Annotated in this window: 22 protein-coding genes; 4 read left to right on the top strand and 18 right to left on the bottom strand. The window is 71.3% G+C overall.

Features of this window, described 5'->3' with window-relative positions; all coding sequences use genetic code 11:
• Window positions 1-22 precede the first annotated feature (22 nt).
• From WFI00_RS05500 to WFI00_RS05490, 3 genes are all read right to left on the bottom strand, one after another.
• On the bottom strand, window positions 23-1,234 hold the full coding sequence (locus WFI00_RS05500; RefSeq protein WP_336630469.1) for a glycosyltransferase: 1,212 nt from the start codon (window positions 1,232-1,234) through the stop codon (window positions 23-25).
• A gap of 133 nt (window positions 1,235-1,367) precedes the next feature.
• Window positions 1,368-3,188, bottom strand: a complete 1,821-nt coding sequence (locus tag WFI00_RS05495; protein ID WP_336630468.1) for an ATP-binding cassette domain-containing protein — start codon at window positions 3,186-3,188, stop codon at window positions 1,368-1,370.
• Complete coding sequence (locus WFI00_RS05490; RefSeq protein WP_336630467.1) at window positions 3,185-4,342, bottom strand: ABC transporter permease; 1,158 nt, start codon at window positions 4,340-4,342, stop codon at window positions 3,185-3,187. Before WFI00_RS05490 ends, WFI00_RS05495 begins: the two co-directional genes overlap by 4 nt.
• A gap of 61 nt (window positions 4,343-4,403) precedes the next feature.
• Between WFI00_RS05490 and WFI00_RS05485 the strand changes: the two genes are divergently transcribed.
• The gene (locus WFI00_RS05485) at window positions 4,404-5,051 is read left to right on the top strand and encodes a TetR/AcrR family transcriptional regulator (RefSeq protein ID WP_336630466.1); all 648 of its coding nucleotides are present in this window, start codon (window positions 4,404-4,406) and stop codon (window positions 5,049-5,051) included.
• Complete coding sequence (locus WFI00_RS05480) at window positions 5,048-5,650, top strand: hypothetical protein (RefSeq protein WP_336630465.1); 603 nt, start codon at window positions 5,048-5,050, stop codon at window positions 5,648-5,650. Before WFI00_RS05485 ends, WFI00_RS05480 begins: the two co-directional genes overlap by 4 nt.
• 61 nt (window positions 5,651-5,711) lie before the next feature.
• Here the strand turns inward: WFI00_RS05480 and WFI00_RS05475 are convergent, their stop codons facing one another.
• The 3 genes from WFI00_RS05475 to WFI00_RS05465 all read right to left on the bottom strand — a co-directional run bounded on the left by WFI00_RS05475 (window position 5,712) and on the right by WFI00_RS05465 (window position 8,408).
• Window positions 5,712-6,281 (bottom strand): hypothetical protein, encoded by a 570-nt coding sequence (locus WFI00_RS05475; RefSeq protein ID WP_336630464.1) that lies wholly within the window; start codon window positions 6,279-6,281, stop codon window positions 5,712-5,714.
• Between the two features lie 238 nt (window positions 6,282-6,519).
• Window positions 6,520-6,945, bottom strand: coding sequence for an SRPBCC family protein (locus WFI00_RS05470; protein WP_336630463.1), 426 nt, complete (start codon window positions 6,943-6,945; stop codon window positions 6,520-6,522).
• A 53-nt stretch (window positions 6,946-6,998) separates the two neighbouring features.
• Window positions 6,999-8,408 carry an HNH endonuclease signature motif containing protein gene (locus WFI00_RS05465; RefSeq protein ID WP_336630462.1) on the bottom strand — a complete coding sequence of 470 codons (1,410 nt, stop codon included), beginning with the start codon at window positions 8,406-8,408 and terminating at the stop codon, window positions 6,999-7,001.
• Between the two features lie 129 nt (window positions 8,409-8,537).
• Here WFI00_RS05465 and WFI00_RS05460 point away from each other — a divergent pair, with 129 nt between their 5' ends.
• Window positions 8,538-9,878: a DUF2252 domain-containing protein gene (locus WFI00_RS05460; protein WP_336630461.1), complete on the top strand. Its 1,341-nt coding sequence runs from the start codon at window positions 8,538-8,540 to the stop codon at window positions 9,876-9,878.
• 39 nt (window positions 9,879-9,917) lie between these two features.
• Here WFI00_RS05460 and WFI00_RS05455 read toward each other — a convergent pair whose 3' ends face one another.
• From WFI00_RS05455 to WFI00_RS05430, 6 genes are all read right to left on the bottom strand, one after another.
• Window positions 9,918-10,358, bottom strand: a complete 441-nt coding sequence (locus WFI00_RS05455; RefSeq protein WP_336630826.1) for a heat shock protein transcriptional repressor HspR — start codon at window positions 10,356-10,358, stop codon at window positions 9,918-9,920.
• 2 nt (window positions 10,359-10,360) lie between these two features.
• A complete protein-coding gene (locus tag WFI00_RS05450) occupies window positions 10,361-11,353 on the bottom strand; it encodes a DnaJ C-terminal domain-containing protein (RefSeq protein ID WP_336630460.1) in 993 nt (330 codons plus the stop codon).
• Between the two features lie 15 nt (window positions 11,354-11,368).
• Window positions 11,369-11,962: a nucleotide exchange factor GrpE gene (locus WFI00_RS05445; RefSeq protein ID WP_336630459.1), complete on the bottom strand. Its 594-nt coding sequence runs from the start codon at window positions 11,960-11,962 to the stop codon at window positions 11,369-11,371.
• Between the two features lie 10 nt (window positions 11,963-11,972).
• Window positions 11,973-13,844 carry a molecular chaperone DnaK gene (gene dnaK, locus WFI00_RS05440; RefSeq protein ID WP_336630458.1) on the bottom strand — a complete coding sequence of 624 codons (1,872 nt, stop codon included), beginning with the start codon at window positions 13,842-13,844 and terminating at the stop codon, window positions 11,973-11,975.
• Between the two features lie 165 nt (window positions 13,845-14,009).
• Entirely contained in the window at window positions 14,010-15,623 is a 1,614-nt protein-coding gene (locus WFI00_RS05435) for an N-acyl-D-amino-acid deacylase family protein (RefSeq protein ID WP_336630457.1), read from the bottom strand.
• Window positions 15,623-16,837: an amino acid deaminase gene (locus WFI00_RS05430; RefSeq protein WP_336630456.1), complete on the bottom strand. Its 1,215-nt coding sequence runs from the start codon at window positions 16,835-16,837 to the stop codon at window positions 15,623-15,625. The genes WFI00_RS05435 and WFI00_RS05430 overlap by 1 nt, the downstream gene beginning before the upstream one ends.
• A 54-nt stretch (window positions 16,838-16,891) precedes the next feature.
• Here WFI00_RS05430 and WFI00_RS05425 point away from each other — a divergent pair, with 54 nt between their 5' ends.
• On the top strand, window positions 16,892-17,290 hold the full coding sequence (locus tag WFI00_RS05425) for a RidA family protein (RefSeq protein ID WP_336630455.1): 399 nt from the start codon (window positions 16,892-16,894) through the stop codon (window positions 17,288-17,290).
• Between the two features lie 13 nt (window positions 17,291-17,303).
• Here WFI00_RS05425 and WFI00_RS05420 read toward each other — a convergent pair whose 3' ends face one another.
• The 6 genes from WFI00_RS05420 to WFI00_RS05395 form a co-directional block, all read right to left on the bottom strand.
• Window positions 17,304-18,326, bottom strand: coding sequence for a serine hydrolase domain-containing protein (locus WFI00_RS05420; RefSeq protein ID WP_336630454.1), 1,023 nt, complete (start codon window positions 18,324-18,326; stop codon window positions 17,304-17,306).
• A gap of 61 nt (window positions 18,327-18,387) precedes the next feature.
• Window positions 18,388-19,863, bottom strand: a complete 1,476-nt coding sequence (locus tag WFI00_RS05415) for a glycoside hydrolase family 3 N-terminal domain-containing protein (RefSeq protein ID WP_336630453.1) — start codon at window positions 19,861-19,863, stop codon at window positions 18,388-18,390.
• Complete coding sequence (locus WFI00_RS05410; RefSeq protein ID WP_336630452.1) at window positions 19,860-20,546, bottom strand: PIG-L deacetylase family protein; 687 nt, start codon at window positions 20,544-20,546, stop codon at window positions 19,860-19,862. Before WFI00_RS05410 ends, WFI00_RS05415 begins: the two co-directional genes overlap by 4 nt.
• A gap of 29 nt (window positions 20,547-20,575) precedes the next feature.
• A complete protein-coding gene (locus WFI00_RS05405) occupies window positions 20,576-21,478 on the bottom strand; it encodes a carbohydrate ABC transporter permease (RefSeq protein ID WP_336630451.1) in 903 nt (300 codons plus the stop codon).
• Entirely contained in the window at window positions 21,475-22,443 is a 969-nt protein-coding gene (locus tag WFI00_RS05400; RefSeq protein WP_336630450.1) for a carbohydrate ABC transporter permease, read from the bottom strand. Before WFI00_RS05400 ends, WFI00_RS05405 begins: the two co-directional genes overlap by 4 nt.
• A gap of 55 nt (window positions 22,444-22,498) precedes the next feature.
• The gene (locus WFI00_RS05395; protein WP_336642277.1) at window positions 22,499-23,803 is read right to left on the bottom strand and encodes an extracellular solute-binding protein; all 1,305 of its coding nucleotides are present in this window, start codon (window positions 23,801-23,803) and stop codon (window positions 22,499-22,501) included.
• Window positions 23,804-23,809 lie beyond the last annotated feature (6 nt).

Genomic DNA, 23,809 nt, shown 5'->3' with positions numbered 1-23,809 from the left:
CGGGTCGTCGTCCAGCCGTCGCTCAGCCCAGCGGCTCGCCGCGGTACAGCTTCTCGAACGTGTCGAGGGTCTTCTCGATGTCGTGGATCTCGACCCCCTCGAGCGAGGCGTTCTGCATCCGGAGGTATTCCTCGGGCGAGGCGGTGAGCACGCGGCGGAGCTTGTCGGCGAGGTCGTCGACGTCTCCCGGCTCGAAGAGGTAGCCGTTGACGCCGTCCTGCACGAGATGCGGCAGGGCGACCGCGTTCGCGGCGACGATCGGGAGCCCGGACGCCATGGCCTCCATCGTCGCGATGGACTGCAGCTCGGCGATCGAGGCGATGGCGAAGACATCCGCTCGGCCGTACCAGGCGCGCAGCTCGTCCTCCCCGACGCGGCCGTGGAAGACGACCCGGTCGGAGAGGCCGAGGCGTTGCGCCGTCTGCTCGAGGTTCCGGCGCTGGTCCCCGCCACCGACGATGTCGAACGTGATCGAGGGGATCTCCGGAGCGAGCTTCGCGATGGCGGCGAGGGTCACCTCGACGTGCTTCTCCGTCGTCAGCCGGCCGACGAAGAGCACGCGGTGGTGCTCGCGGGGCGTCAGGTCGGGGACGTAGTTGCGCTTGTCGATGCCGCAGCTGATCGGGATGACGCCGTGGATGTCGATCGTCTTCTCGAGGAACTCCGCCGCCTTGCGCGTCGGAGTCGTGACCGCGCGGGACATGTCGAAGGTGCGCTTCGCGTCGTCCCAGGCGAGCTTGACCACGACCTTGTCGAGCAGGGGCGGCAGGGTCGTGAAGTCGATGATGTTCTCGGCCATCACGTGGTTGGTGGCGACGACGGGGATGCCGCGCTGTCGCGCGATCCGGGTGAGCCCCCGACCGATGACGATGTGCGACTGGCTGTGCACGACGTCGGGCTTCACCGCGTCCAGCACCTTCCGGGCGTAGTGCTTGCTGCGCCACGGCCACACGAAGCGCAGCCAGTCGTGCGGAGGCCAGCGCACGCCGGGCAGCCGGTGGACGGTGAGGTCCTCGCCCTCGATGTTCTCGATGAACACGCCGTGGTTGCGGTGGCCGACGCTCGGCGTCACGACGTGGACGTGGTGTCCGCGGCCGGCGAGTCCGGCGGCGAGGCGCTCGGCGAAGCGCGCGGCGCCGTTGATGTCGGGGGCGAACGTGTCGGCGGCGATGACGATGGTGAGCGGGTCGCGGGTCGCGCGCGGGTCACCGTCGGGGGTGGCGGGAGGAGTCACGGGTGGTGGCTGCTTATCTCTGCGGCGTAGCCGACGGGTGCGCCGGCGGTGCCCCCGAGCTTACCGGAGCCCCTCGCCGGCGCCGGGATGCGGGAGTACCGCGCGGCGATGCGGTCGCGAGGGGGAAGCGGTATCAGGGGGAGGAGGAGAGTGCGGATCCGGCGCGCTCGTGCAGAGCCATCACCTCTTCCAGCGTGGGGACCGTCTCGTCGATCGCGGCGGGCAGGTCGCCGAGGGCGAGGCGCACGTCGGCGGGGGCGGCGCCGGCGACCCGGACGGTCCGGCCGTCGAGCATCGTCGGCAGCCCCGCGGCGGTGAGGCGGTCGAACGCGCGCTGCCAGTCCTCCGCGCGCACGACGAGGGCGGACACTCCCGCCGTCAGCTCGGCGACGGAGCCGGTGCCCACCAGCCGCCCCTGCGAGAGGAGCGCGAGCCGCGTGCACTGCTCGGCCTCCTGCAGGTAGTGCGTCGTGACGATGACGCCCGCGCCGGCATCCGCCTGCGCGTGGATGGTGTCCCACAGGCGCGCCCGAGCGAGCGGATCGACGCCGGAGGTCGGCTCGTCGAGCACGAGAAGCTCGGGCTCGTGGGCCAGGGCGAGGACGAAGGCCAGCTGCCGCTGCAGCCCGAGACCGATGGTGCCCACGGGGCGCGTCGCGACCGCACGGATGCCCGGCGGAAGGGGCGGCACCGGCGTGCCGTACACCCGAGCGAAGAAGGCCGCGTTGGCGTCCGCGCTGATGGTCGGCGAGAGACCCGACCCCTGCGGCACGTAGCCGAGCCGCGTCCGGGTCGCGGCGGAGGGCGGTCGCCCGAAGAGCCGGACGTCGCCCGCGTCGGCACGGTCGAGTCCGATGAGGGTGCGGAGGAACGTCGTCTTGCCCGCGCCGTTCGCGCCGATGAGCCCGACGATCTCGCCCCGTTCCACGGTGATCGACACGTCGTCGACCGCGAGATGCCGCCCGAAGCGGCGGCTCACGCCGCGCCCGACGGCGAGCGCGCCCGCGGGGCGACGGCTGTCCCGGTTCCCGGGCGCCTGGCGCGCAGGGGCGACGATGCTCGGCCCACCGCCGAGAGCAGCGCCGGGTTCGTTCTCGCGCGCGAGGGTGAGCGCGATGAGGGCATCCTCGAGGTCGATGGGGACCATGGTGACGACGTCGTCACTCCCGGGCGCGTCGGCCACCCCGGGCGAGGCCGCCCCGGTCGCCGCCGGCGGAAGCCAGCGGCGCCGGGACGGCCCGCGCCGCCAGGTGCGCGACGCGGCGTCGGATGTCGCGGGCGCGCCGCCCGAGACGGCGACGACGCGTCCCGGCACGGAGGCGATGATCTCGTCGGGTGTGCCGGAGCCGATCACGACGCCGCGGTCGAGGGCCGTCACCTCGGCGGCGCGCGCCGCCTCGTCGAGGTAGGTCGTCCCGAGGAGGACGGCGGTGCCGCTCGCCGCCGCTTCGGCGATCAGGCGCCACAGTTCGACACGACTCACGGGGTCGACGCCCGTGCTGGGCTCGTCGAGGAGCACGAGGCGCGGCTCGTGCAGGATCGCGAGCACGAAGCCGAGCTTCTGTCGCATCCCTCCGGACAGGTCGCGTCCGAGTCGAGCGCGCGCCTCGGCGAGTCCGGCACGCTCGAGGAGGACACCGGCGCGGGCGTGAGCGGCCCGCCCGGTCATCCCGAACGCCCGCGCGACGAACGCGACGTTCTCGTCGACGGTCAGTCCGCCCCAGACGCCCGAGGTCGCCGGCTGGAACCCGATCTCGTGCGTGCCGAGGGTGTGCACCTCTCCCGCCTGGGTCGCCACGCGCCCGGCCAGGACGCGCAGGAGCGTGGTCTTGCCCGCGCCGTCACCGCCGACGACGGCGCTGACCCGCCCCGAGGGGACCGCGAGGGTGACGTCGTCGAGCGCCGTCGTGTCGCCGAAGGTCACGCGGATGCCCGCGACGCCGATCCCGGTCATCGTGCTGCGTCCGTGCGCCCGGATGTCCCGGCCCTCGAGTCATGAACGCGCGAGACACGCGGCTGCCGCGCGGGGGCTATGCTCGCCCGCAGCCGGACCACGGCAAGCGCGAAGAGCACGACCGACATGGCGGCGAGCACGACGAGCGGGAGCCAGAGGGCGCCCCACCCCGAGCCGCGCAGCATGACCCCCTGCGACACCATCGTGAAGTAGGTGAGGGGCAGGAGGTAGCCGATCCAGCGCACGCCCGCGGCCATGGCATCCAGCGGGAAGATCATGCCGGACAGCAGGATCTGCGGCAGGAGCGTCATCATCGCCATCTGGATCGCCTGCCCGGTGGTCCGCGCGACCGTGGAGATGAGGACGCCGATGCCGAGCACGGCGAACAGGAAGAACACGGCGCCCACGGCGAACACCGCGACGTCTCCACGGAAGGGAACCCCGAACAACCAGATCCCGAGGAGGGCGATGATCACGAGGTCGAAGGCCGCCAGCAGGAAGTACGGCGTGATCTTGCCGAGGATGACCGACGACGCGCTGAGCGGCATGACGGCGAGCTGCTCGAACGTGCCAGCCTCACGCTCGCGGACCATGCCGATGCTCGTGATGATCGTGCCGATGAAGGTCAGGATCAGCCCGATGATGGCCGGCACCATGACCCACGAGGTCGTGAGGTCGGGGTTGAAGAGCACCGCGACGTCGAGGGTCGGTGGCGCATTCGCGGCTCCGGCAGGAGCGGACGCCCCGGATGCCTCGGCGGCGAGCTGCGCCGACGCGCGGGAGAACAGCACCGTCGCCGACTGCGCGGCGAAGAGGTTCGCCCCGTCGATGTAGACGTGGACGGTGCCGTCGCCGTCCGCGTAGAGGGCGATGTCGGACCGACGGTCCACGAGGGCCGCACGGGCGTCGGCGTCGGTTCCCGCGGCATCGGTCGACACGATGTCGAGGTGATCGGCGAGGTCCCCGACGGCGGTGAGCCGGTCGGCCGCGGCGCTCCCCTGGCTGCCCACGACGGTCACGCGGAGGGAGTCGACCGTGAAGTTGGCGGCATAGCCGAAGATCACGAGGAGCAGGAGCGGCAGGACGACGAGCATGGCGAGGGTGAGGCGGTCGCGCCTCAGTTCCTGGAACTCCTTGACGAAGACGGCGCGCATGAGTGGATTATTCATCGTGCGATGAATATCTCGCAAGAGCCGAGCCGCATACGCTGTCGGCATGCCCGACGACGCCGCCCCTCCCACACCGAGGCGTCGCCGCGGTCGCCCTCGCGGAGCAGCCGGCGCCACGCGCGAGCGCATCCTCGCGGCGGCCGCGGAGGAATTCGCCGTGCGGGGCTACGAGGGCGCGACGATGCGCGCGATCGCCGAGCGCGCCGACGTCGACACGGCGCTCCTGCACCACTACTTCGGGACCAAGTCGGCCCTGTTCACGGCGACCGTCGACGTGCCGTTCGACCCCACGACGATGCTGCCCGGTGCCCTCGCGGGCGACCTCGACGGCGTCGGGGAACGGCTCGTGCGCCTGATCGTGACGATGTGGGACGATCCCGCGTTCCGGCCCCGCGGCGTCGCGCTGATCCGCTCGACGGTCGGCGGACGCCGCACCACCTCCCTCGTCACCGGGTTCGTCTCCCGCGAGATCCTCCGCCGCCTCGGCGACCGGATCGGCCGCGGACCGGATGCGGCCCACCGCGCCGGCCTCGTCGCGAGCCAGGTCGTCGGCCTGATCGTGACGCGCTACGTCATCGAGCTCGAGCCGGTGGCCTCGGCCTCCGTCGACCGGCTTGTCGCCGACGTGGGACCCACGATCCAGCGCTACCTCACAGGCCCCCTCGACGTGGCCCCCTCTACCCTGGAGGGATGATGCGCCTGCAGGCCGACGCCGATCCCGACCGCTGGGTGCCCGTGACCGGCTCCTTCGGGTTCGGCGGACGGCGCCTGCGCAAGCGGGCGATCCGGATGCTGCTCGCGCAGGCCAATGCGGCGATGGGGGCGACGGAGCGCCCCGGCGGTCGATTCGCCGCGTGGGCGATGAGTCAGGCCGCGCCCGCCCTCATGCGCACGGCCGACGGGCGCGTGCTCGTCTGGGTCTGGCGGGCGGAGCCGGAGCTGGTGGTCGTCATGGCGCAGGTGCAGGAGCTGACGCCGCACCTGCGCACCGCGCGCGCGATGATGCCGATGGAGTACGACGACACCGAGAGCTTCCGCGGCACGTATCTGGGGGTCGGCGAGAAGCTCGTGATGCCGACTCCGCCGCCGCGCGGCGGCACGGTGCCTCCGCCGTTCGCGACGTACACGTGGGATACGGGGACGCACCTCGTGACGGTCACGGCCGTCGGCGGCGACCGCGAGCGGTTCGGTACCGTGGTCGGCGCCGTGGACGACCTCTCCCGCTCGCTGCGGATCTCCGGCGACGTCGCCGTCGGCGAGTCGGGCAGCGTGCTGCGCATCGATCCCGCCTGAGGTCCGCGGCGCTCCTCGAGGCGAGCCGAGATGCCCGTCGGCAGCCGTGGAGCGGCACCGCTCAGCGGAATCCACCCGCGAGGAACAGATCGGGTCTCTTGTCCTCGAAGCAGGAGATGAGGTCGCGGTAGCCCGGCATCGCCGTGGAGGCGGTGAACAGTGTCCGTCGCCCAGCCTTGGCCGCCACCCCGCCGTAGCGGCCCGAGGGACGCACCTGCAGCCGCGTGATGTCCTGCACTCGTGTGCGCAGGGGCGCGCGCACGCTGCGCGACACCCAGATCGCCTCCCGGGTGATCTCGATGCGCATACGCGTCATCGCGTGGGCCAGCCAGAGGAACGAGGCACCCATGAGGGCCGCGACCGTGCCCACGATGCCCATCTCGGGCTGCGGGTCAGGCGTGGTGGCCGCACCCCACACGATCGTCGCCCCGATGACGAGGACCACGACCCCGGCTGTGCGGACCATGATGCGCCGCCAGCGGTCGACCGACACCACCACCAGAACCTCCTGCTGCTGCGCATCCCACTCCGCCGCCGTCAGCGAGAACCGAGCGGCGAGAGCGCTCGCGACCGCGACGAGGCCCATCGCGACCAGGGCGAGCGTGCCGAGCAGCACGACGGCGGGATCCACGGAGGAGCCTTTCGCGAGGGACACGGCCGCCCTCGACGCTAGCGCAGGTCGCCCGTGGCGGCACCCTTCCGAGTTCGGGGTCGCGCGTGGTCGCACTCCTTCGAGTTCGGGGTCGCGTGGGGTCGCATCCACGCTCGAATGACGACCAGATGCGACCCCGAACCTGCAGAACGCGCGAGGGCGGAGCGACGCGGCGCCGGCCTAGATGGGACAGCGGTGGCGCCGGGGCACGGACCGGCTACGACGGGCCGACGGCCTCGCCCTCGCTCGCCCGCGCCCATCGGGTCAGGTGGTATCGCCATCCCTCTTCGTGCTCTGCCGCCAACGAGGGCGGGGCCTGCGCGCGTGAGAACCCGGATTCGGTGAGCGCGACCGAGGTCGACGACCCGTCGGCCACGAGACGGATGACGACGTCGAGCGGCTGCGCCCACGTCGGTTCGGTCCAGGTGAACCCGAGAAGGGTCGGCTCGTCGCATCGCGTGATGGTCCCCGTCGCGGATGCCGGACGACCTTCCTCGATCCACGTTTCGAGAAGCGCCGAACCGACGGCGGCCTCGAAGCGCATCTCCGGCCACCAGGCGTCCCGCTCGGCCGTCAGGAACCGCCAAACGAGCCCGATGGGCGCGTTGATCCGGGCTTCCACCGTGACCGAGTCGCGAACCACACGACCACGCTATCCATACGCGCCGGCGATGACATGCCGCCGCCGACAGCGGGCTAGAAAGGCGCGTCAGACGCGGCGTGTGCGGGAGCGAGGACGGGAACACCCGGTGGACCGCCCGGAACACGCCGACCACCCGGAGCACCCGGACCACCCGGGACGAACGACACCGGTGGCGCCGGAGCATCCTCGCGATAGACGCGACCGGTCGGTGAGGTCCATTCGAGGACGCCCCCGGATCGCTGCCGCACCCGCCAGGCCGTGAACTGCTTCATGCTGTGATGACGCTGGCAGAGGTGGGCGAGGTTCCACAGGGCGGTGGGGCCTCCGAGCGCCGCGTCTATGGTGTGGTCGATCTCGCAGCGGATCGCGGCGCGCCGGCACCCGGGGAACCGGCAGTGCTGGTCGCGGGCGCGGAGATAGCGGCGTTGCGGCCAGGGTGTGCGATAGCGGTCGACGGCGAGGACCGTCCCGTCCACCGGCTCCGTCAGCACCCGCGCCCACGTCGGCGCGTCGGCGGCGAGGCAGCGTGCGGTCTCGGCGTCGATGGGCGAGCGCCCGACCAGGTCGGCCGGGCCCTCGTCGGCGCCGAGGAGCGTCAGTGCCGGGACGATGACCTGTACCTGTGCTCGGATCGCGCCGAGGGAGCCGGCGCCGTCGCGGTGCACCGTGGGGTCGAGCGAGGGCGCGCCCGCCAGCAGGAGGTCGGCGAACACGTCGGCGCGCACCTCTCCGAGCGCCCGGCGGTCGCGCTCGCCACCGTCGCCACCGGTGGCGGCGTCGCTCGCACCGGCCGGGGGCGCAGCACCCTCGCGGGCGTCGACGATCGTCCGCGCCTGCTGGGTGAGCCGATCGAGGATCCCGTCGGCGATGACGGTGGGCACGTCGGCGACGACCTGCGCCATACCGTCGCGCAGGGGCACGACGCGCACTCCGCGCCGCGACGCCGCATCGCGATGCCGCTCGGTGAACGACCGCTCGCTCGAGCGCTCGGCGAGCATCTCGACGGCCGGGCGAACGCGGTTCGGAGTGTCGCGTTCGCACAGCGCGATCGCCCGCTCCTCGAAGTCGGTACGGTGCTCCCGCGCGACCACCGTACCGGCATCGATGATCACCCGCACGTGGCCTCGCGTGATCCGCCCCTCTTCCCACGCGACGAGGGCGTGCGGGTACTCCTCCACGATGACGCGCGCCTCGTCGATGCGCTGCTGCATCGTCCGGTCGGTCACGCGGACGACCCCGCCCAGCTCGGCGGCGATCGACCGCAGCGCCATGTCGTGCGCGCGGACATCCGCCCGCGCACCCGCCGCCTGCTTCTCGGCGAGCAGACCCGCGCGCGCCAGCAGGCGCGTCTGGGCGACCTGGACGGCGGTCAGCTGGGCCTCGATGCTCTCGGCGGACGAGACGATCTCGGCGAGAGCGGCGACGTCTGCGTCGCTGCTCGTGACCCCCGCGAACTCCGTCATGACCCCAGTGTGCTCGGGGGGTCCGACATCGGAGGGTGGACGGCGGCCACCCCGGCGTCACGCGTCGTCGCCGGCTCGGCGAGCCGCCGCGCATCGCCGGGCCGGCATCCGCGGTGCCATGATGATGCGATGACCGCACCCCTGCCCACGACCGCAGACGACCGGGCGGCGGGCCGCGCCCTCCGCGCGCGGACACCGAGGCGGAGCCTCGCCGAGCTCACCACCGCGAATCGGGACCCCCTGGGCATCCTGGGCGCCCAGAACGCGACCCGCCTGGCGGACCTGCTCCCCCTGCGTGCGGAGCGCATGTCGGCGAGCCCGTTCGCGTTCTTCCGAGGCACGGCCGCCCTCATGGCCGCAGACCTCGCCGCGAGCCCGAGCAGCGGCATCCTCGTGGCGTCGTGCGGCGACGCCCACATCGCGAACTTCGGCTTCTACGCGTCGCCCCAGCGCACCCTGGTGTTCGATCTCAACGACTTCGACGAGTCCGCGTGGGCGCCGTGGGAGTGGGACGTCAAGCGGCTCGTCGCCTCCGTCGTGATCGCCGGCCAGGCGACCGGTCGCGCCGACGCGGTGGTCATGGACGCGGCGCGTCGCGTGGTCGCGCAGTACGCCATCGCGCTGCGCCAGAACCTGAGTCTGACGCCCGTCGGGCGCTTCTACCAGCACTTCGATGCCGAGGGCGGTCTGCGCTCGGGGGCCGCGTCGGCGCGGAAGACGCTGCGCAAGGCCATCGCCGATGCCGAGCGCCGCACGAGCGCCCAGGCGACGCGGAAGCTCACCGAGATCACGCCCGAAGGTAGGGTGCGCTTCGTCGAGCGTCCGCCCGCGATGACCCACATCGACGCCGAGCTGGAGCAGGGGGTCGCCGGCGCGATCGGCGCCTACCGGCAGACCGCGAACGCCGACATCCGGATGCTCCTCACGCACTACACGATCGCCGACACCGTCCGCCGGGCCGTCGGCGTGGGCAGCGTCGGCACCCGCTGCTACGTGACCCTCCTCGTCGACGGGGACGGGGACGCGCTCCTGCTGCAGACGAAGGAGGCGGGGGAGAGCGTGCTCACCCGGTACGGCGGATGCACCCAGCCCCCCGAGGTCGACGCCTACATCGCGGAGCACGGACAGGGCTCACGGGTCGTCGCCATGCAGCGCATCCTGCAGGGAGTGTCGGATCCGTTCCTCGGACATTTCCGCGGCGACGTCGCCGACTACTACGTCCGCCAGTTCCGCGACATGAAGGGCGGCATCGACCCGGAGTCCCTCGACGACCCGTCCTTCGTCCTGTACGCGCAGGCGTGCGCCGCTGTCCTGGCACGCGCGCACGGCCAGACGCCCGGCGCGGCCCGGATCGTCGGCTACATCGGCGACCGCACCGCGGTCACCGACGCCATCGTCGCGTGGGCGTACGCCTACGCGGAGCTGTCGCGCGCGGACTACGACGCGTACGTGGCGTCGCTCGCGGACTGACCTCGGGGCGCCCGGAACCGCGCGCCGCCGCGGCCCGGGTCAGTCCCGGTCGCCGGAGATCGGACGCCACACGACGACGTCCGTCGCCCGGCGCACCCGGGTGCCCTGGCGGAGGGTCACGACCGACCCGCCCGGCGCCGCGGCGAACACGCGGGCTCCGGGGCGACTCTCGCGCTCCTGCTGCAGCCGGCTCTCCAGCTCGGCGACGCGGCGGCGGAGGGCCCGCGCCTCGTTCTCGAGCTCGATGAGCCTCGAGATCGCCGGGAGGCTCATACCCTCCGCCGACATGGCGGCGACCTCGCGCAGCTGCTTGACGTGGCGGAGCGCGTAGCGGCGCGATCCGCCCTGGGTACGGGCGGGCACGACGAGGCCGAGGCGGTCGTATTGCCGGAGCGTCTGGGGATGCATCCCCGCCAGCTGCGCGGCGACCGTGATCGCGAAGATCGGCGTCTCCTCGTCCGCGTCCTCGTCGTGCGCCATGATCACTCCCGCGCCTTCGCCATCAGGTCGGCGCGCGGGTTCTCCTTCGGCTCCAGCGCGTGGAAGCGCTCGAGCGCCTCCTTCGCCTCGCCGTCCAGGTGCGCGGGAACGGCGACCTGGACCTCGGCGAGCAGATCGCCCGTGCCCTTGCTCGTCTCGACACCGCGCCCCTTGACGCGCAGCACGCGGCCGGACGGGGTCCCCGGCGCCACGCGGAGCTTGACGGGGTCGCCGCCGAGCGTGGGCACCTCGATCGTCGCCCCGAGCGCCGCCTCCGTGAAGGTCACCGGCACGGTGACACGGAGGTTCAGTCCGTCCCGGGTGAAGACCGGGTGCGGTCGGACCGTCACCTGAACCACGATGTCGCCCGACTCGCCGCCGTCCGGGGAGGGCCGCCCGCGCCCGCGGAGGCGGATCTTCTGCCCGTCCGCGACCCCCGCGGGGATCTTCACCTTGAACGGCTTGCCGTCCTCACCGGCGAGGGTGATGGTCTCCCCCCGCACCGCGGTCTGGAAGTCGAGCGTCGAGCGCGCCGTCACGTCGGCGCCGCGCTGCGGACCTCCGTACCCGCGGAAGCCGCCCGTCGACTGTCCGAAGCGTCCGGAGCCGAATCCGCCGCTCTGCTGCCCGAACATCGAGAACAGGTCGTCGAAGTCAGCCGCCTGATACGAGCCGCCGCGCGACTGCCCGAAGCGGCTGAAGACGTCCTCGAACCCGCCGGAGGATCCCGCACCCGGCGCCTGGAAGCGGGCGCCGCCCGCCCCCATCGCACGGATCTGGTCGTACTCCTCGCGCTGGTCCTTATCGGAGAGCACCGAGTAGGCCTCGCTGATCTCCTTGAACTTCGCCTCCTTGGCCGGGTCTCCCTGAGTGGAGTCCGGGTGGTAGGTGCGCGCGAGCTTGCGGTACGTCTTCTTCAGGTCCGCGGCGGAGATGTCCTTCGACACACCCAGGACCTTGTAGAAGTCCTTGTCGAACCAGTCCTGACTGGCCATGAACACCCCCTCCCGTTACTCGGCCGAACCGGCGACGACGACCTTGGCCGGACGCAGCTCGATCGTCCCGAGGCGGTAGCCCACCTCGACGACGTCCAGAATGGTGCCGTCCTCGACACCGCCCGGGTTGGGCGCGTAGAAGATCGCCTCGTGCTGCTGCGGATCGAAGACCTCACCGGCGACGCCGTAGGTCTCGACGCCCAGACGGGAGACGATGCCCCGGAGCTTCTCCGCGATCGCGGCGAGCGCCGATCCCTCGACGAGATCGCCGTGCTTGTCGGCGCGGTCGAGGTCGTCCAGCACCGGAAGCAGGTTCTTGGCCACCGTCCCCTGAGCTCGCGAGATCTCGATCTCGCGCTGCTCCTCGGTGCGGCGGCGGTAGTTGGCGTACTCCGCCTGCAGCCGCTTCAGGTCGAGCAGCAGGTCCCGGTCTTCGGGCGCGGCCTCGGCCACGGCGGCCTCGTCGGTCTGCGGTGCGTCGAGGATGTCCTCGACGGTCAGCCCGTCGTCGCCCGTGGGGATGTCCCCCTGCGAGTCGGGGCCGGAGGCGTGAGCCTCCGACCCCTCGTCACCGGGGACTTCGTTGTTGTCGAAGTCCTTGTCGCTCATGTTCCGATTCTTACTTCTTCTCGTCCTCGTCGTCGACGACCTCGGCGTCGATCACGTCCTCCTCGGGGTTCGGCACGGAGCCGTTGCCCGGGTCGGCGACCGTCGGGTCGGCGGGCTCGCCGGCCGCCTGCTGCGAGGCGTAGATCGCCTCGCCGAGCTGAGACTGCGACGCGTTGAGCTTGTCGAACGCGTTCTTCACCGCGTCCTCGTCCTCGCCCGCGAGCGCGGCCTTCAGGGCGTCCACGTCGGCCTGCACGGAGTCCTTGACCTCGGCGGGGAGCTTGTCCTCGTTGTCCTTGATCAGCTTCTCGATGGAGTACGAGAGCGTCTCGGCCTGATTGCGCACCTCGGCCGACTCGCGACGCTTCTTGTCCTCGGCGGCGTGCTCCTCGGCCTCGCGCACCATCCGGTCGATGTCCTCCTTGGGCAGCGACGAGCCGCCCGTGATGGTCATCGACTGCTCCTTGCCGGTGCCCTTGTCCTTCGCGGACACGTGCACGATGCCGTTCGCGTCGATGTCGAAGGTGACCTCGACCTGCGGGATGCCGCGGGGGGCCGGCGCGATGCCGGTCAGCTCGAAGGTGCCCAGCGGCTTGTTGTCGCGGGTGAACTCGCGCTCGCCCTGGAAGACCTGGATCGCGACCGACGGCTGGTTGTCGTCGGCGGTCGTGAAGGTCTCGCTGCGCTTGGTCGGGATGGCGGTGTTGCGCTCGATGAGCTTCGTCATGATGCCGCCCTTGGTCTCGATGCCGAGGCTCAGGGGGGTCACATCGATGAGGAGGACGTCCTTGCGCTCACCCTTGAGGACACCGGCCTGCAGGGCGGCGCCGACGGCGACGACCTCGTCCGGGTTCACGCCCTTGTTGGGCTCCTGACCGCCGGTGAGCTGCTTGACGAGCTCGGTGACCTGCGGCATGCGGGTCGACCCGCCGACGAGCACGACGTGGTCGATGTCGCCGACCTTGATGCCGGCCTCGGCGATCACGTCGTTGAACGGCTTCTTGGTGCGGTCGAGCAGGTCCTTCGTGAGGTCCTCGAACTTGGCGCGCGTCAGCGTCTCGGAGAGCGAGACGGGGCCCGAGTCGGTGAGCGAGAGGTAGGGCAGGTTGATGGAGGTGCTCGTCGAGGACGACAGCTCCTTCTTCGCCTGCTCCGCGGCCTCCTTGAGGCGCTGCAGCGCGATCTTGTCGCCCGAGACGTCGACGCCGGTCGTGTCCTTGAACTGCTTGATCAGGTAGTCGACGACGCGCTGGTCCCAATCGTCGCCACCGAGGCGGTTGTCGCCGGCGGTCGCGCGGACCTGGATCGTGGAGAAGTCGTCGTCCTTGCCCACTTCGAGGAGGGACACGTCGAACGTTCCGCCACCGAGGTCGAAGACGAGGATGAGCTCGTCCTCCTTGCCCTTGTCCAGGCCGTACGCGAGCGCGGCGGCCGTGGGCTCGTTGATGATGCGCAGGACGTTGAGGCCGGCGATCTCACCGGCATCCTTCGTCGCCTGCCGCTCGGCGTCGTTGAAGTACGCGGGGACGGTGATGACGGCGTCGGTCACCGAGTCGCCGAGGTACGTCTCGGCGTCGCGCTTGAGCTTCTGCAGGATGCGCGCCGAGATCTCCTGCGGCGTGTACTGCTTGCCGTCGATCGACTGCGTCTTCCAGTCGGTGCCCATGTGGCGCTTGACCGACGACAGGGTGCGGTCGACGTTCGTGACGGCCTGGCGCTTGGCGGTCTCGCCGACGAGCACCTCGCCGTCCTTCGTGAACGCGACGACCGACGGGGTCGTGCGGAATCCTTCGGCGTTGGCGATGACCTTCGGCTCGCCGCCCTCGAGGACGGAGACGACGGAGTTCGTCGTCCCGAGGTCGATACCCACTGCACGTGCCATGTGTGTTTCTCCTTGTTCGTGGCTGTTGGGAAAGCTGGGGAGTTGAGTCATAGGGGCTCAACTTCTGATGCATGCCACGTTACCGAGCCGCGATCTCGGTGTCAAGTGAACTTGATATGGATTGGCTCAACTTTGAGGGAGGTGTGGGTGCGAGTCGATCACCTCTCACCGCGCCGCGGCGCGACGCAGCGACCTCCCGGCGCGGATGCCCGAGATCCGACCGTCCTCGACGGCCACGCGGCCGCCGACGAGGACGAGGTCCATCCCGGTCGCCGGCCGGCGCGGGTCGTCGTACGTCGCCTCGTCGCGCACCCGAGCGGGGTCGAACAGGGCGAGGTCGGCCACTGCGCCGACGCGCACCTCCCCGCGGTCGGCCAGCCCGAGGCGGCGCGCGGGCGCACCCGAGAGGTGCCGGACGACCTCCTCCAGCCCGAGGATGCCCAGCTCGCGGCTGTATCGGCGCAGGTAGCGCGCGAACGTGCCCCATCCCCGCGGGTGCGGCCGGTCGCCCACGAGGATGCCGTCGCTCCCGCCCATGTGGCGGGGGTGCGCCATGATCCGGCGCACGTTCCCCTCATGGCCGACGTGCATCAGGATGCCCGTGCGCAGCCGGTCACGCCGGAGCAGCGCGAGGGCCGCATCGAACGCCGAGGGCGGCGACCCGAGCTCGACCGGGCGCGACCGCCCGAGCTCGGCGACGGTGCGTCCGACCGCGACGGACAGTGCCGGATCGGTCACCCCGGAGATCTGGATCGTCTCCCAGTCGATGGGCTCGCCGTGCGCGCCGTCCGACCCCGTCTCTTCGACCGCGACGCGGATCCGCTCGGCCTCGCCGGGGTCCTCCAGCCGCGCGAGGGTCGCCTCGATGCCGCCCTCGGCGGCCCAGCTCGGGAGGAGCGCCGCGAGGGTCGTCGCCCCGGACCGGTACGGATAGGTGTCGAGGGTCACGTCGACGCCGTCCGCGATCGCGCGATCCACGAGCGCGAGGAGGGCATCCGCCCGTCCCGCGTTCGACGGGAAGTTCATCGTCGCGTGGGTCAGGTGCACGGCGCATCCCGCGTCGTGGGCGATCTCGATCGCCTCGCTGTACGCCTCCCGCGCACCCCCGCCGTATCCGCGCGTGTGCGGCGCCCAGAAGCCGCCGTGCTCCGCGACGACGCGGCACAAGGCCACGAGCTCTTCCCGATCGGCGTGCATCCCCGGCGCGTAGGTGAGACCGCTCGACATGCCGAACGCCCCGGCCCGCAGCCCGTCCGCGAGCAGACCCCGCATGCGTCGGATCTCCTCCGCGGTCGCCGACCGCGCACCGTGCCCGACGACGAGCATCCGCAGATTCCCCTGCGGCACGAGGTACGCGGCGTTGACGGCGACGCCCGCGTCGAGCCGGTCGAGGTACCCGCCGACGTCCCGCCACGTGAACTCCGCATCGGGGAGATCGCCGTGCCACCCCGCGATGCGCGCACGGATGTCCGCCAGCGCGGCGTCGTCGACGGGAGCGTACGACAGCCCGTCCTGGCCGATGACCTCCGTCGTCACCCCCTGGGCGAGCTTCGCGGCGTGATCGCCGGGGCGGAGGAGCTCCAGGTCGGAGTGGGCGTGCATGTCGATGAAGCCCGGCGCCAGGACACGTCCTCGCCCGTCGATCACACGCTCCCCGGGCATCGGCGCGAGGCCGCGCCGCTCCGCGACGACCGCGATCCGCTCTCCGCGGACGCGGACGTCGGCGGGCCGCGCCGGGGCGCCCGTCCCGTCGACGAGGACGACGTCGTGCAGGAGCATCAGAACCACGTGTCCACGGCGCCGATCACGACCGGGTCGGATGCCCGCGCGTCGGCCACGAGCGGCAGCCGCCGCCACTTGTCCAGCACGGTGCACGGGTGCGAGAGGCCGAGGCGCACGACATCGCCGACGACGAGCGGGGGCCCATCGACCGGCTGCGCCTGGAACGCGTGCTGGTCGTTGAGGGCCCGCACGGGGGCGTCCGCGTCCCGGCGGGGAACACCCTCGGGATGCACCGCCTGCAGCCGCGGCAGCCCCTCGTCGAACGAGACGTCGCGACGACCGGCGTCGAGCAGCGCGAACCCCGGCTCGGGCGTCGAGAGGACACGCGCCCACGCGTGCATCGCCGACCTCAGCTCCGCGCGGAGCGGCGAGATCCCGGCGTAGAACCCGTCGTCGTGGATCTGGTACGCCCCGGCGCGGAGGACGACCGTCTCGGACCTCCCCGACAGGACGGCCGCGACGCGGTCGGGGTAGGCGCTGCCGCCGGCGCTGAGGAGGGGCGGTGCGCCCCATCCGACGAGCGGACGCACGGCGTCGGAGAGCTCCGCCAGTCGGCCGAGGTACGCGTCGACCGCCGCGAGCGACGCGGAGGAGCGATCGTGGGCGATCGCCCCCTCGTACCCGGCGACGCCCGCCAGGGCCAGGCCGGGCGCCGCGGCGATCGCCTCGGCGACCTCCCGCGCGGCGGCGATCGACCGGGCGCCCGTGCGCCCGCCCTGCCCGCCGAGCTCCACGAGCACGGGGACGGGAGGCGAGGCCGCGGACGTCGCCTGCGCGGACATCCGCGCCACGGCCTCGGACGAGTCCGCCCAGCAGACGAGCTCGAACCCGCCCGCGCGCGCGTCGCGCAACCAGCGCCACGCCGCCGCATCGAGCAGGGGGGCGGCCAGCTGCACCCGCGGGATGCCGTGGGCGTGGGCCACCTGCGCCTGCCATCCGGTCGCCAGGGTGATGCCCCAGGCGCCGGCGTCCAGCAGGCGACGCCACAGCGCGGGCGCCATCGTCGTCTTGCCGTGCGGGGCGAGCGCGAACCCGTGACGCCGCGCCCACGCGGCCATGAGCGTCGTGTTGTGGTCGATCGCGGCGTCGTCGAGGGTCACGACCGGGGTCGCGAACGCGGAGAGCGGAACCTCCAGGTCGGTCGGGGACACCCCCCACAGGTGCGGCGGGAAGGCCTTGTCGGCGACGGAGATCGGAGATCGGGGGATCACGGGAGGATCCTTTCGTCAGCGAGCGTGACGGGCACGCCTCGATATCGTGGAGGGGTGAAGCTGCCCATCGAGACCACGTCCGCCCCGGCCCCCGCCCATACGTTCTCACAGGGCGTGCGCAAGGGTCCGCTGCTGCAGGTGAGCGGCCAGGGGCCGGTCGATCCTGCCACGGGCGAGTACCAGTTCGCGGGCGATGTGCGGGCCCAGACGCGACGCACGCTCGAGAACATCCGGGCGATCGTCGAAGCGGGCGGGGCGAGCTTCGAGGATGTCGTCATGCTGCGGGTGTACCTCACGACGCGCGACGACTTCGCCGCCATGAACGAGGCGTACGGCGAGTTCGTGACCGCGCACGTGTCGAGCGGCGTGCTGCCGGCGCGGACGACGGTGTTCACCGGCCTGCCGCGCGCGGAGATGCTCGTCGAGATCGACGCGCTCGCCGTCGTGGAGTGACCCGCGGCGGCCGTCACGCTCGACTCCGACGGTCGCCTCCGTCGCGGTCGTCTCCGCGCCCATCGCAGGCGAAGAACCGCGCCCGGGCGCGCGTGATGGCCTCTGCCGAGGTGCGGCGGGGATGGACGCGGTTGGTCAGCAGCACCGCGATCGTGTCGGAGGCGGGATCGACCTCGAATGCGGTGCCGGTGAACCCCGTGTGTCCGACGGCGTGAGCGGAGGACATCCAGCTCCGCTCGCCGACGCGAAGGCCGAGCCCCTGCCGGTACCCCGCCGCCTCGACGCCCGGGGAGATCGCGCGGCGCACCGTCTCCGCGGTGAGCACGCGCGTGCCCGGCCCCCGCCCTCCGGAGCGCAGGACATCAGCGATGCGGAAGACGTCGCGCGCCGTGCCGAACAGCCCCGCGTTGCCGACCGGCATCCCGACCGCCGCGGCGAGCTCGTCGTGGACCGAGCCCCGCACGAGGCGCCCGGCCGGCCGGTACTCCGTCGCGACGGCGGAGTCCGCCGCAACGGGCCCGTAGCGCAGCGTCGACGCCCCGGCCGGTCCGGCGACTCGCACGGCCACCGCCTCGTCGAGACTCTGTCCGGCGACCTCCTCGATGAGCCGGCCGAGGGCGATGTAGCCGACGCAGGAGTAGCGGTGGACCGCTCCTGGGCGCGCGGTCAGGGGCGCATCCAGGCACCGCTCGAGGAGCGCCTCGCCGACGACGCCCTCCCGCCAGTCGGTCACCGTGTCGGGAAGACCCGACGTATGGGTCAGGAGATGGCGGAGCGTGATCGTGGCGGCATGCGGACCGCGTCCGACCGGCACGCGGGAGCGCACCGGTTCGTCGAGCGAGATGCGACCCTCGTCGACGAGGGTCAGGGCGGCCAGCGCCGTCACGATCTTCGACACCGAGGCCAGGTCGAACAGGTGCTCACGCGTGAGCGGAGTCGGATCGTCGCCGGCGGGCGTGCCCGCCACGTGCTCCTCGAGGTCGTCGCCGCGCGCCCGCAGCGACGACCAGGCCGACCCCTCCGCGCCGTTCACCATGCGAGGAGATCGGGGGCTGTCAGCGAGCCGCTACCGCCCCGGGCGCTCACACCACCGCTCCTCACCGAGCCGCATCGGCGAGCAGCGTGTCCAGCGGAGCCGCCACCGCGCGGGACGCGCCCCACGTGCAGATGTAGGTCGTCGGGGCCGGCAGGTCCGGATCGGGCGCTCCGAACTCGACCACCACGACCGGCCGTGCACGACGCGCGAGACGTCGCACACGATCACGCATCCAGGGCGACCGCACGGAGTTGCGTACCAGGACGACCACGGGACGTCCCGCGGTCTCGGGAAGCGGGTCGCCCTCTCCGACGAGTGCCGGGGTACGGCCGGCGAGCACGCGCCCCTCCGTGGGGAGGCCCCACCCGGCGACCGTGCCGACGGCACCGTGGTGCGGCCCCACGAACTGCACGACGACCGCGTCTCGCAGCGACGGCAGCTCGCCGTCGACCGTGATCGCGCGCGCGGCGAGGAGCTCATCGGTTCGGGCTCCCACGACCGGGGCGCGGCGCACGTCACGCAGGCGCCCCAGCCGAGCCGACAGCGCATCCACCCGCTCCGCCGCCTCCTCGAGTCGTTCCGCGGGCACCGCTCCCGTTCGCACCGCGCGCTCCAGGCCCTCGACGGTGCGCACGAAGGTGGATTCGTCGATGCGAGCCCCGAGGCACATCAGGTCGGCGCCCGCCGCGAGAGCCGACACCGCCCTCGCGGGGATGTCACCGGCACCACGAGCGCCCGCCATATCGAGAGCATCGGTGAGCAGAGCTCCGTCGAAGCCAAGGCCGCCCGCGGAGGGGGCGGCGCGCAGCAGACGGGTCGCCTCAGGACTGTAGGTCGCGACACGCAGGGGATCGATCGCCTCGACGACCACGTGCGACCCCATGACCGCGTGCACCCCCGCGCGTATGCCCGCCCGGAACGGCGTGAAGTCCCGGCGGTCGAGGAGTCCCGCATCCGCGCGAACGCGGGCGACGCCGACGTGCGAATCGATCGTCGTGTCGCCGTGACCCGGGAAATGCTTCAGACACGCGCCGACCCCCGCGCGCTGGACGCCCTCGACCCACGCCGTGACGTGGCGCGCCACGAGCACCGGGTCGCCCCCGAAGCTGCGCGCACCGATGACGGGGTTCCGAGGGTCGGAGCCGACATCGGCGACCGGCGCGAGCGCGAGGTCGACCCCCTGCTCGTACAGGTCGGCTCCGATCCGCTCCGCCGTGCTCCGGGTCGACTCCACGTCGTCGATTCGCCCTAGGACCCCCGCACCCACCCGCGTGCTGCCGCTCCGGTGGTGCAGCCGGGTGACGTCGCCGCCTTCCTCATCCATGGCGACGATGATGCCCGCACGCCCGCGATGCGCGTCGAGGGTGAGCGGAGCAGCCCCTTCTTCGCCGACGACGTTGTCGGCGAAGAGGGCGAGGGCGCCGAGCCCGTCATCCACGGCGCGCCGCACCCACTCGGGAAGTCGTCGCTCAGTCCCGCTTCCGGGCCCCGCGAACGAGGCCATCAGGACGCGATGCGCCGCTCGCGTCAGACTCACGGTCCGGCGAGTTCTGCACCCTTGTCGCCGACGGCGAACCGGCAGGCACGAGTGGTGCCCGCAAGACACCCGTTGGCGAGCATCGTGGCGCTGTAGTAGTCGATGTAGCGGAACCCGTACGTCTCGCCGCGGGCGAACGCCTGGCCTTCGATCGCCGATCGCCACGCGTCGAAGGCCGCATCCGGGATGTCGACGTAGACGTCGGCTTGGAAGTCCTGGGAATCCTCCCAGTTGTCCGCGTGCAGGACCTGCGATACGCCGTGGCGGCCGTGCGGGCTCCCGACGGGCAGCGACGCCAGGAAGCGGGCCCGCTCCGCCAGAACCGCTGCGCGGATGTGGTCGCGGTGGATGCTCTTCACCCAGTGCGTGATGAGGACGGCAGGCTTCTCGACGCGGATGATGTCGGCGATCTGCTCGGCGGCCGAGTCGTCGTCCGGGAGGAAGCCGTCCGAGTAGTCGAGGACGCGGAACTCCGCGCCGATGCCGGCGGCGAACGCCTCCCCTTCCGCCACCTTCTGCGGCCGGTACTCCTCCGGGCTGAGCCGCGGGTGTCCGCGCTCGCCGTACGTGCAGGCGAGGATGATGGCTCGATCGCCCTCCTGCACCATCTTGGCGAGGGTAGGTCCCGCCGTCAGGTCCATGTCACCGATGTGGCCGCCGATGGCGAGGACGGTTCTGCTCATGAGGTCTCCGTTCGAGTGAGAGGGGGTGGTCACTTCATGCCGCTGAGCATGACGCCGCGTACGTAGTACTTCTGGAACAGCAGGAAGACGATCAGCACCGGGAGCGTGCTGATGACGATTCCCGCCATGACGATCGGCATGGTGCGGTTAGGATCGATGAAGCTCTGCAGCAGCTGGATACCGACGGGCAGGGTCATGAGGTCGGGATTGCTCGACGAGATGAGTGCCGCCCAGATGTACTCGTTCCACTGGCCCACGAACGTGATCAACCCGAGCGTGATCGCCACGGGGCCGGTCTGCGGCAGCACGATGCTGAAGAACAGTCGCCACTCCCCTGCACCGTCGATGCGCGCGGCCTCCAGCATCTCGTCGGGGATGCCGACCATGAACTGGCGCATGAGGAAGATCCCGAAGCCGCTCACGAGGAACGGGAGCATGAGTGCCGCGAGGTAGTTGGTCATCCCCCCGTCGCCGTCCTGACCCAGGATGTTGTTCCCGCCCACCAGGGGCCAGTTCAGCATGATCAGGAAGTCCGGGATCAGCAGGAGGAACGGCGGCAGCATCATGGTCGCCAGAACGAATCGGAAGATGACCTCGCGACCACGGAAGTGCAGTTTGGCCAGGGCATAGCCGGCCATCGCGGATGTCACGAGGACGCTGCCGGTGACGACCGCGGTGACGGCCAGGCTGTTGACGAACAGCTTCCCCAGCTGCAGCTGCTCGACGGCCGAGGCGTAGTTGTCCCACGTCCACTCGGCGGGGAAGAACCGATAGGGGAGCCGGCCGTACTCTCCCGGCCCCTTCAGCGAACTGAAGACCGTATCGAGGAAGGGGACGGTCATGGCGATACCGCCGATGACGACCACGAGATAGGAGATCCAGGGGATCGGCGTCCTGCGACCCGTGCGAGCGCTGCGTACGGCGGTGCTCATTCGTCGATACCTCCTCTGCGGCGGCTGATCCAGAGCTGGAGCAGCGTGACGATGAAGATGATGAGGAACAGCACCATCGCCATCGCGCTGGCCGTCCCCCATGCCCCGAACTTGAAGGCCTGCTGATACATCTCGAACGCCGCGACGTTGGTCGCGTTGGCCGGACCGCCGTCCTTGGTCATGACGATGATGAGCGCGAACGACTGCAGCCCCGCGATCGCCTGGGTGATGAGGACGAACACGAGCGAGGGCCGGAGCAGGGGCAGGGTGATGCTCCAGAATGTGCGCCACGGACCGGCTCCGTCGAGATCCGCGGCCTCGTACACGGTGCGGTCGATGCTCTTGATGCCCGCGGTGAGGATCAGGACCGCTGCGCCGATCGACGCCCATGCCTGGACGACGGCGACGGACGGGAGCGCGATCGAGGGATCGGAGAGGAAACCCACCGAGTTGACCCCGAGCGCGTTGAGCAGTGCGTTGATGAGGCCCGCCGGCTGGTACATCATCTTCCACACGTTGCCGATGGCGACGACCGTGGCCACCACCGGCAAGAAGTAGAGGAACCTCCAGAACCCCTGGAAGCGCAGCCGCTCGATGAGCTGGGCGACCACGAGCGATCCGCCGACGGCCAGCACGACCGCGATGAGGGCGAAGGCGAACGTGTTGACCAGGATCGGAGCCACGAACGTGCTGTCGAATCGCAGGATCTGCGCATAGTTCTCCAGCCCGATGAAACGGATCCCGGACAGGTCGTACCCGCCCCACTCGGACAGCGACAGGTAGATGGCGAAGAACGTCGGGAGGATGAGGAAGACGGTGAAGAACAGCAGCGCGGGCGACAGGAAGAGATACCCCGCCCCCGCTTCGTGACGGAACCGTCGAGCACGGGAGGCCGTCGTCCGCGGGGGGCGCGGCAGCAGGTCATCCGCCTTCTCCCGCGCGACGGTCATCAGGGTGTTGGCCATCGGGGTCTCCTGTCGGGTCGGCCGAGGGCGGGCGCGCAGGCCCGCCCTCGGTCGGTCACTTCTTCTGGCTGTCGATCTCCGCGACCAGTCCCTCGAACGTCTTCGGCACCGGGGCGCCGTTGACGAGGATTTCGGTCAGCGCGTTGTTGGTCGCGGTCTTGGCCTCATACGCGTTGGCGGCGTTCGACTCGGCCATGGCGTACGCCGAGGCGGCGTAGATCGGCTCGAGGTTCGGATCCTCGGCGAGGTACTTCGGCGAGAGGGCATCCGCGTCCGCCGTGCGGGGCGGGATCAGACCCTGCGATGCGAGGAACTCGCCGAGCGCGGTGGTGCCGTCGTCGGTCTTGTGGCTGTTGAGCCACTCGAGGAACTGCCACGCCTCCTTCTGGTGCTTGCTTCCCGAGTTCACTCCGGTGAAGAAGGCGTACGCGAGCGACCCGACGTCACCGGCCTTGGGCCCGGGAACGGGCGCCGTGCCGACCTTGGAGTACGCGTCCCCCAGCTCCTGCTTGAGGCTTCCGACCCACCACCCCGCCTGGATCGCCATGGCGACCCCACCACTGCCGAACGATTTGGTGGGCATGATCGAGGTGTCGGTGGCACCGGACGCGGCGAGGTCGGACTCCAACTGCATCACCTTCTGCGCCTTGTCGTCCATCGCCGAACCGCCGTCCGGCGCGAGGAAGCTGCCGCCCGCGGCGTCGAGGAGCGAGAGGAAGGGATGGACCGTGTGGTTGTCGCCGTCCTGGATCAGCGAGAGCCCCTGGACGAGGTAGTTCCCGCTCCCGTCCTTCTTCGTCGTCGCGTTGGCGGCCTTGGTCAGCTCGTCCCAGTCCTTGGGAGCGGAGCTGAAGCCCGCCTGGGCGAGGAGATCCTTGTTGTAGAAGAGCACATAGGTGTTGAGCTCGGTGGGATACCCGAGGATCTCTCCGCTGCCGCTGGTGACGGCGGCGACAGCGGAGGCGCTGTAGTTGTCGGAGATGTCGGAGGCGACATCGGCGGGGGGCGCGGCCAGGACACCGTTCTGCAGCAGCTGGCCGCCCCACAGGGCGTACGAGCTGACGATGTCCGCACCGCGCCCGCCGCTCTGGCGTACGTTCAACGCGGTGAGGAGGTCGTTGAAGTCGACGCTCTGCATCTCGACCTGGATGGTGGGGTTCTCCTGGTTCCATTGAGCGATCAAGTCACCGAACCCGGACTTGAACGGCTCACTGCCGTAGTGGCTCAGGAAAGTCAGTTTGACGACCCCGTCGTCGCCCGAACCGGCGCCGGTGCACCCGGCCAGGGCGAGCGCGGTGACGCTCAGCGATGCGGCGGCGAGCGCCCATCGTCCGAAGCGGCGGGTTCCTTGTGTGCGCATGGTTTC

Source organism: Microbacterium sp. MMO-56, assembly GCF_037146215.1.
GTDB lineage: Bacteria > Actinomycetota > Actinomycetes > Actinomycetales > Microbacteriaceae > Microbacterium.
Note: the sequence above shows the minus strand (reverse complement) of the source record. Positions and strands in the feature narration are given on the sequence as shown.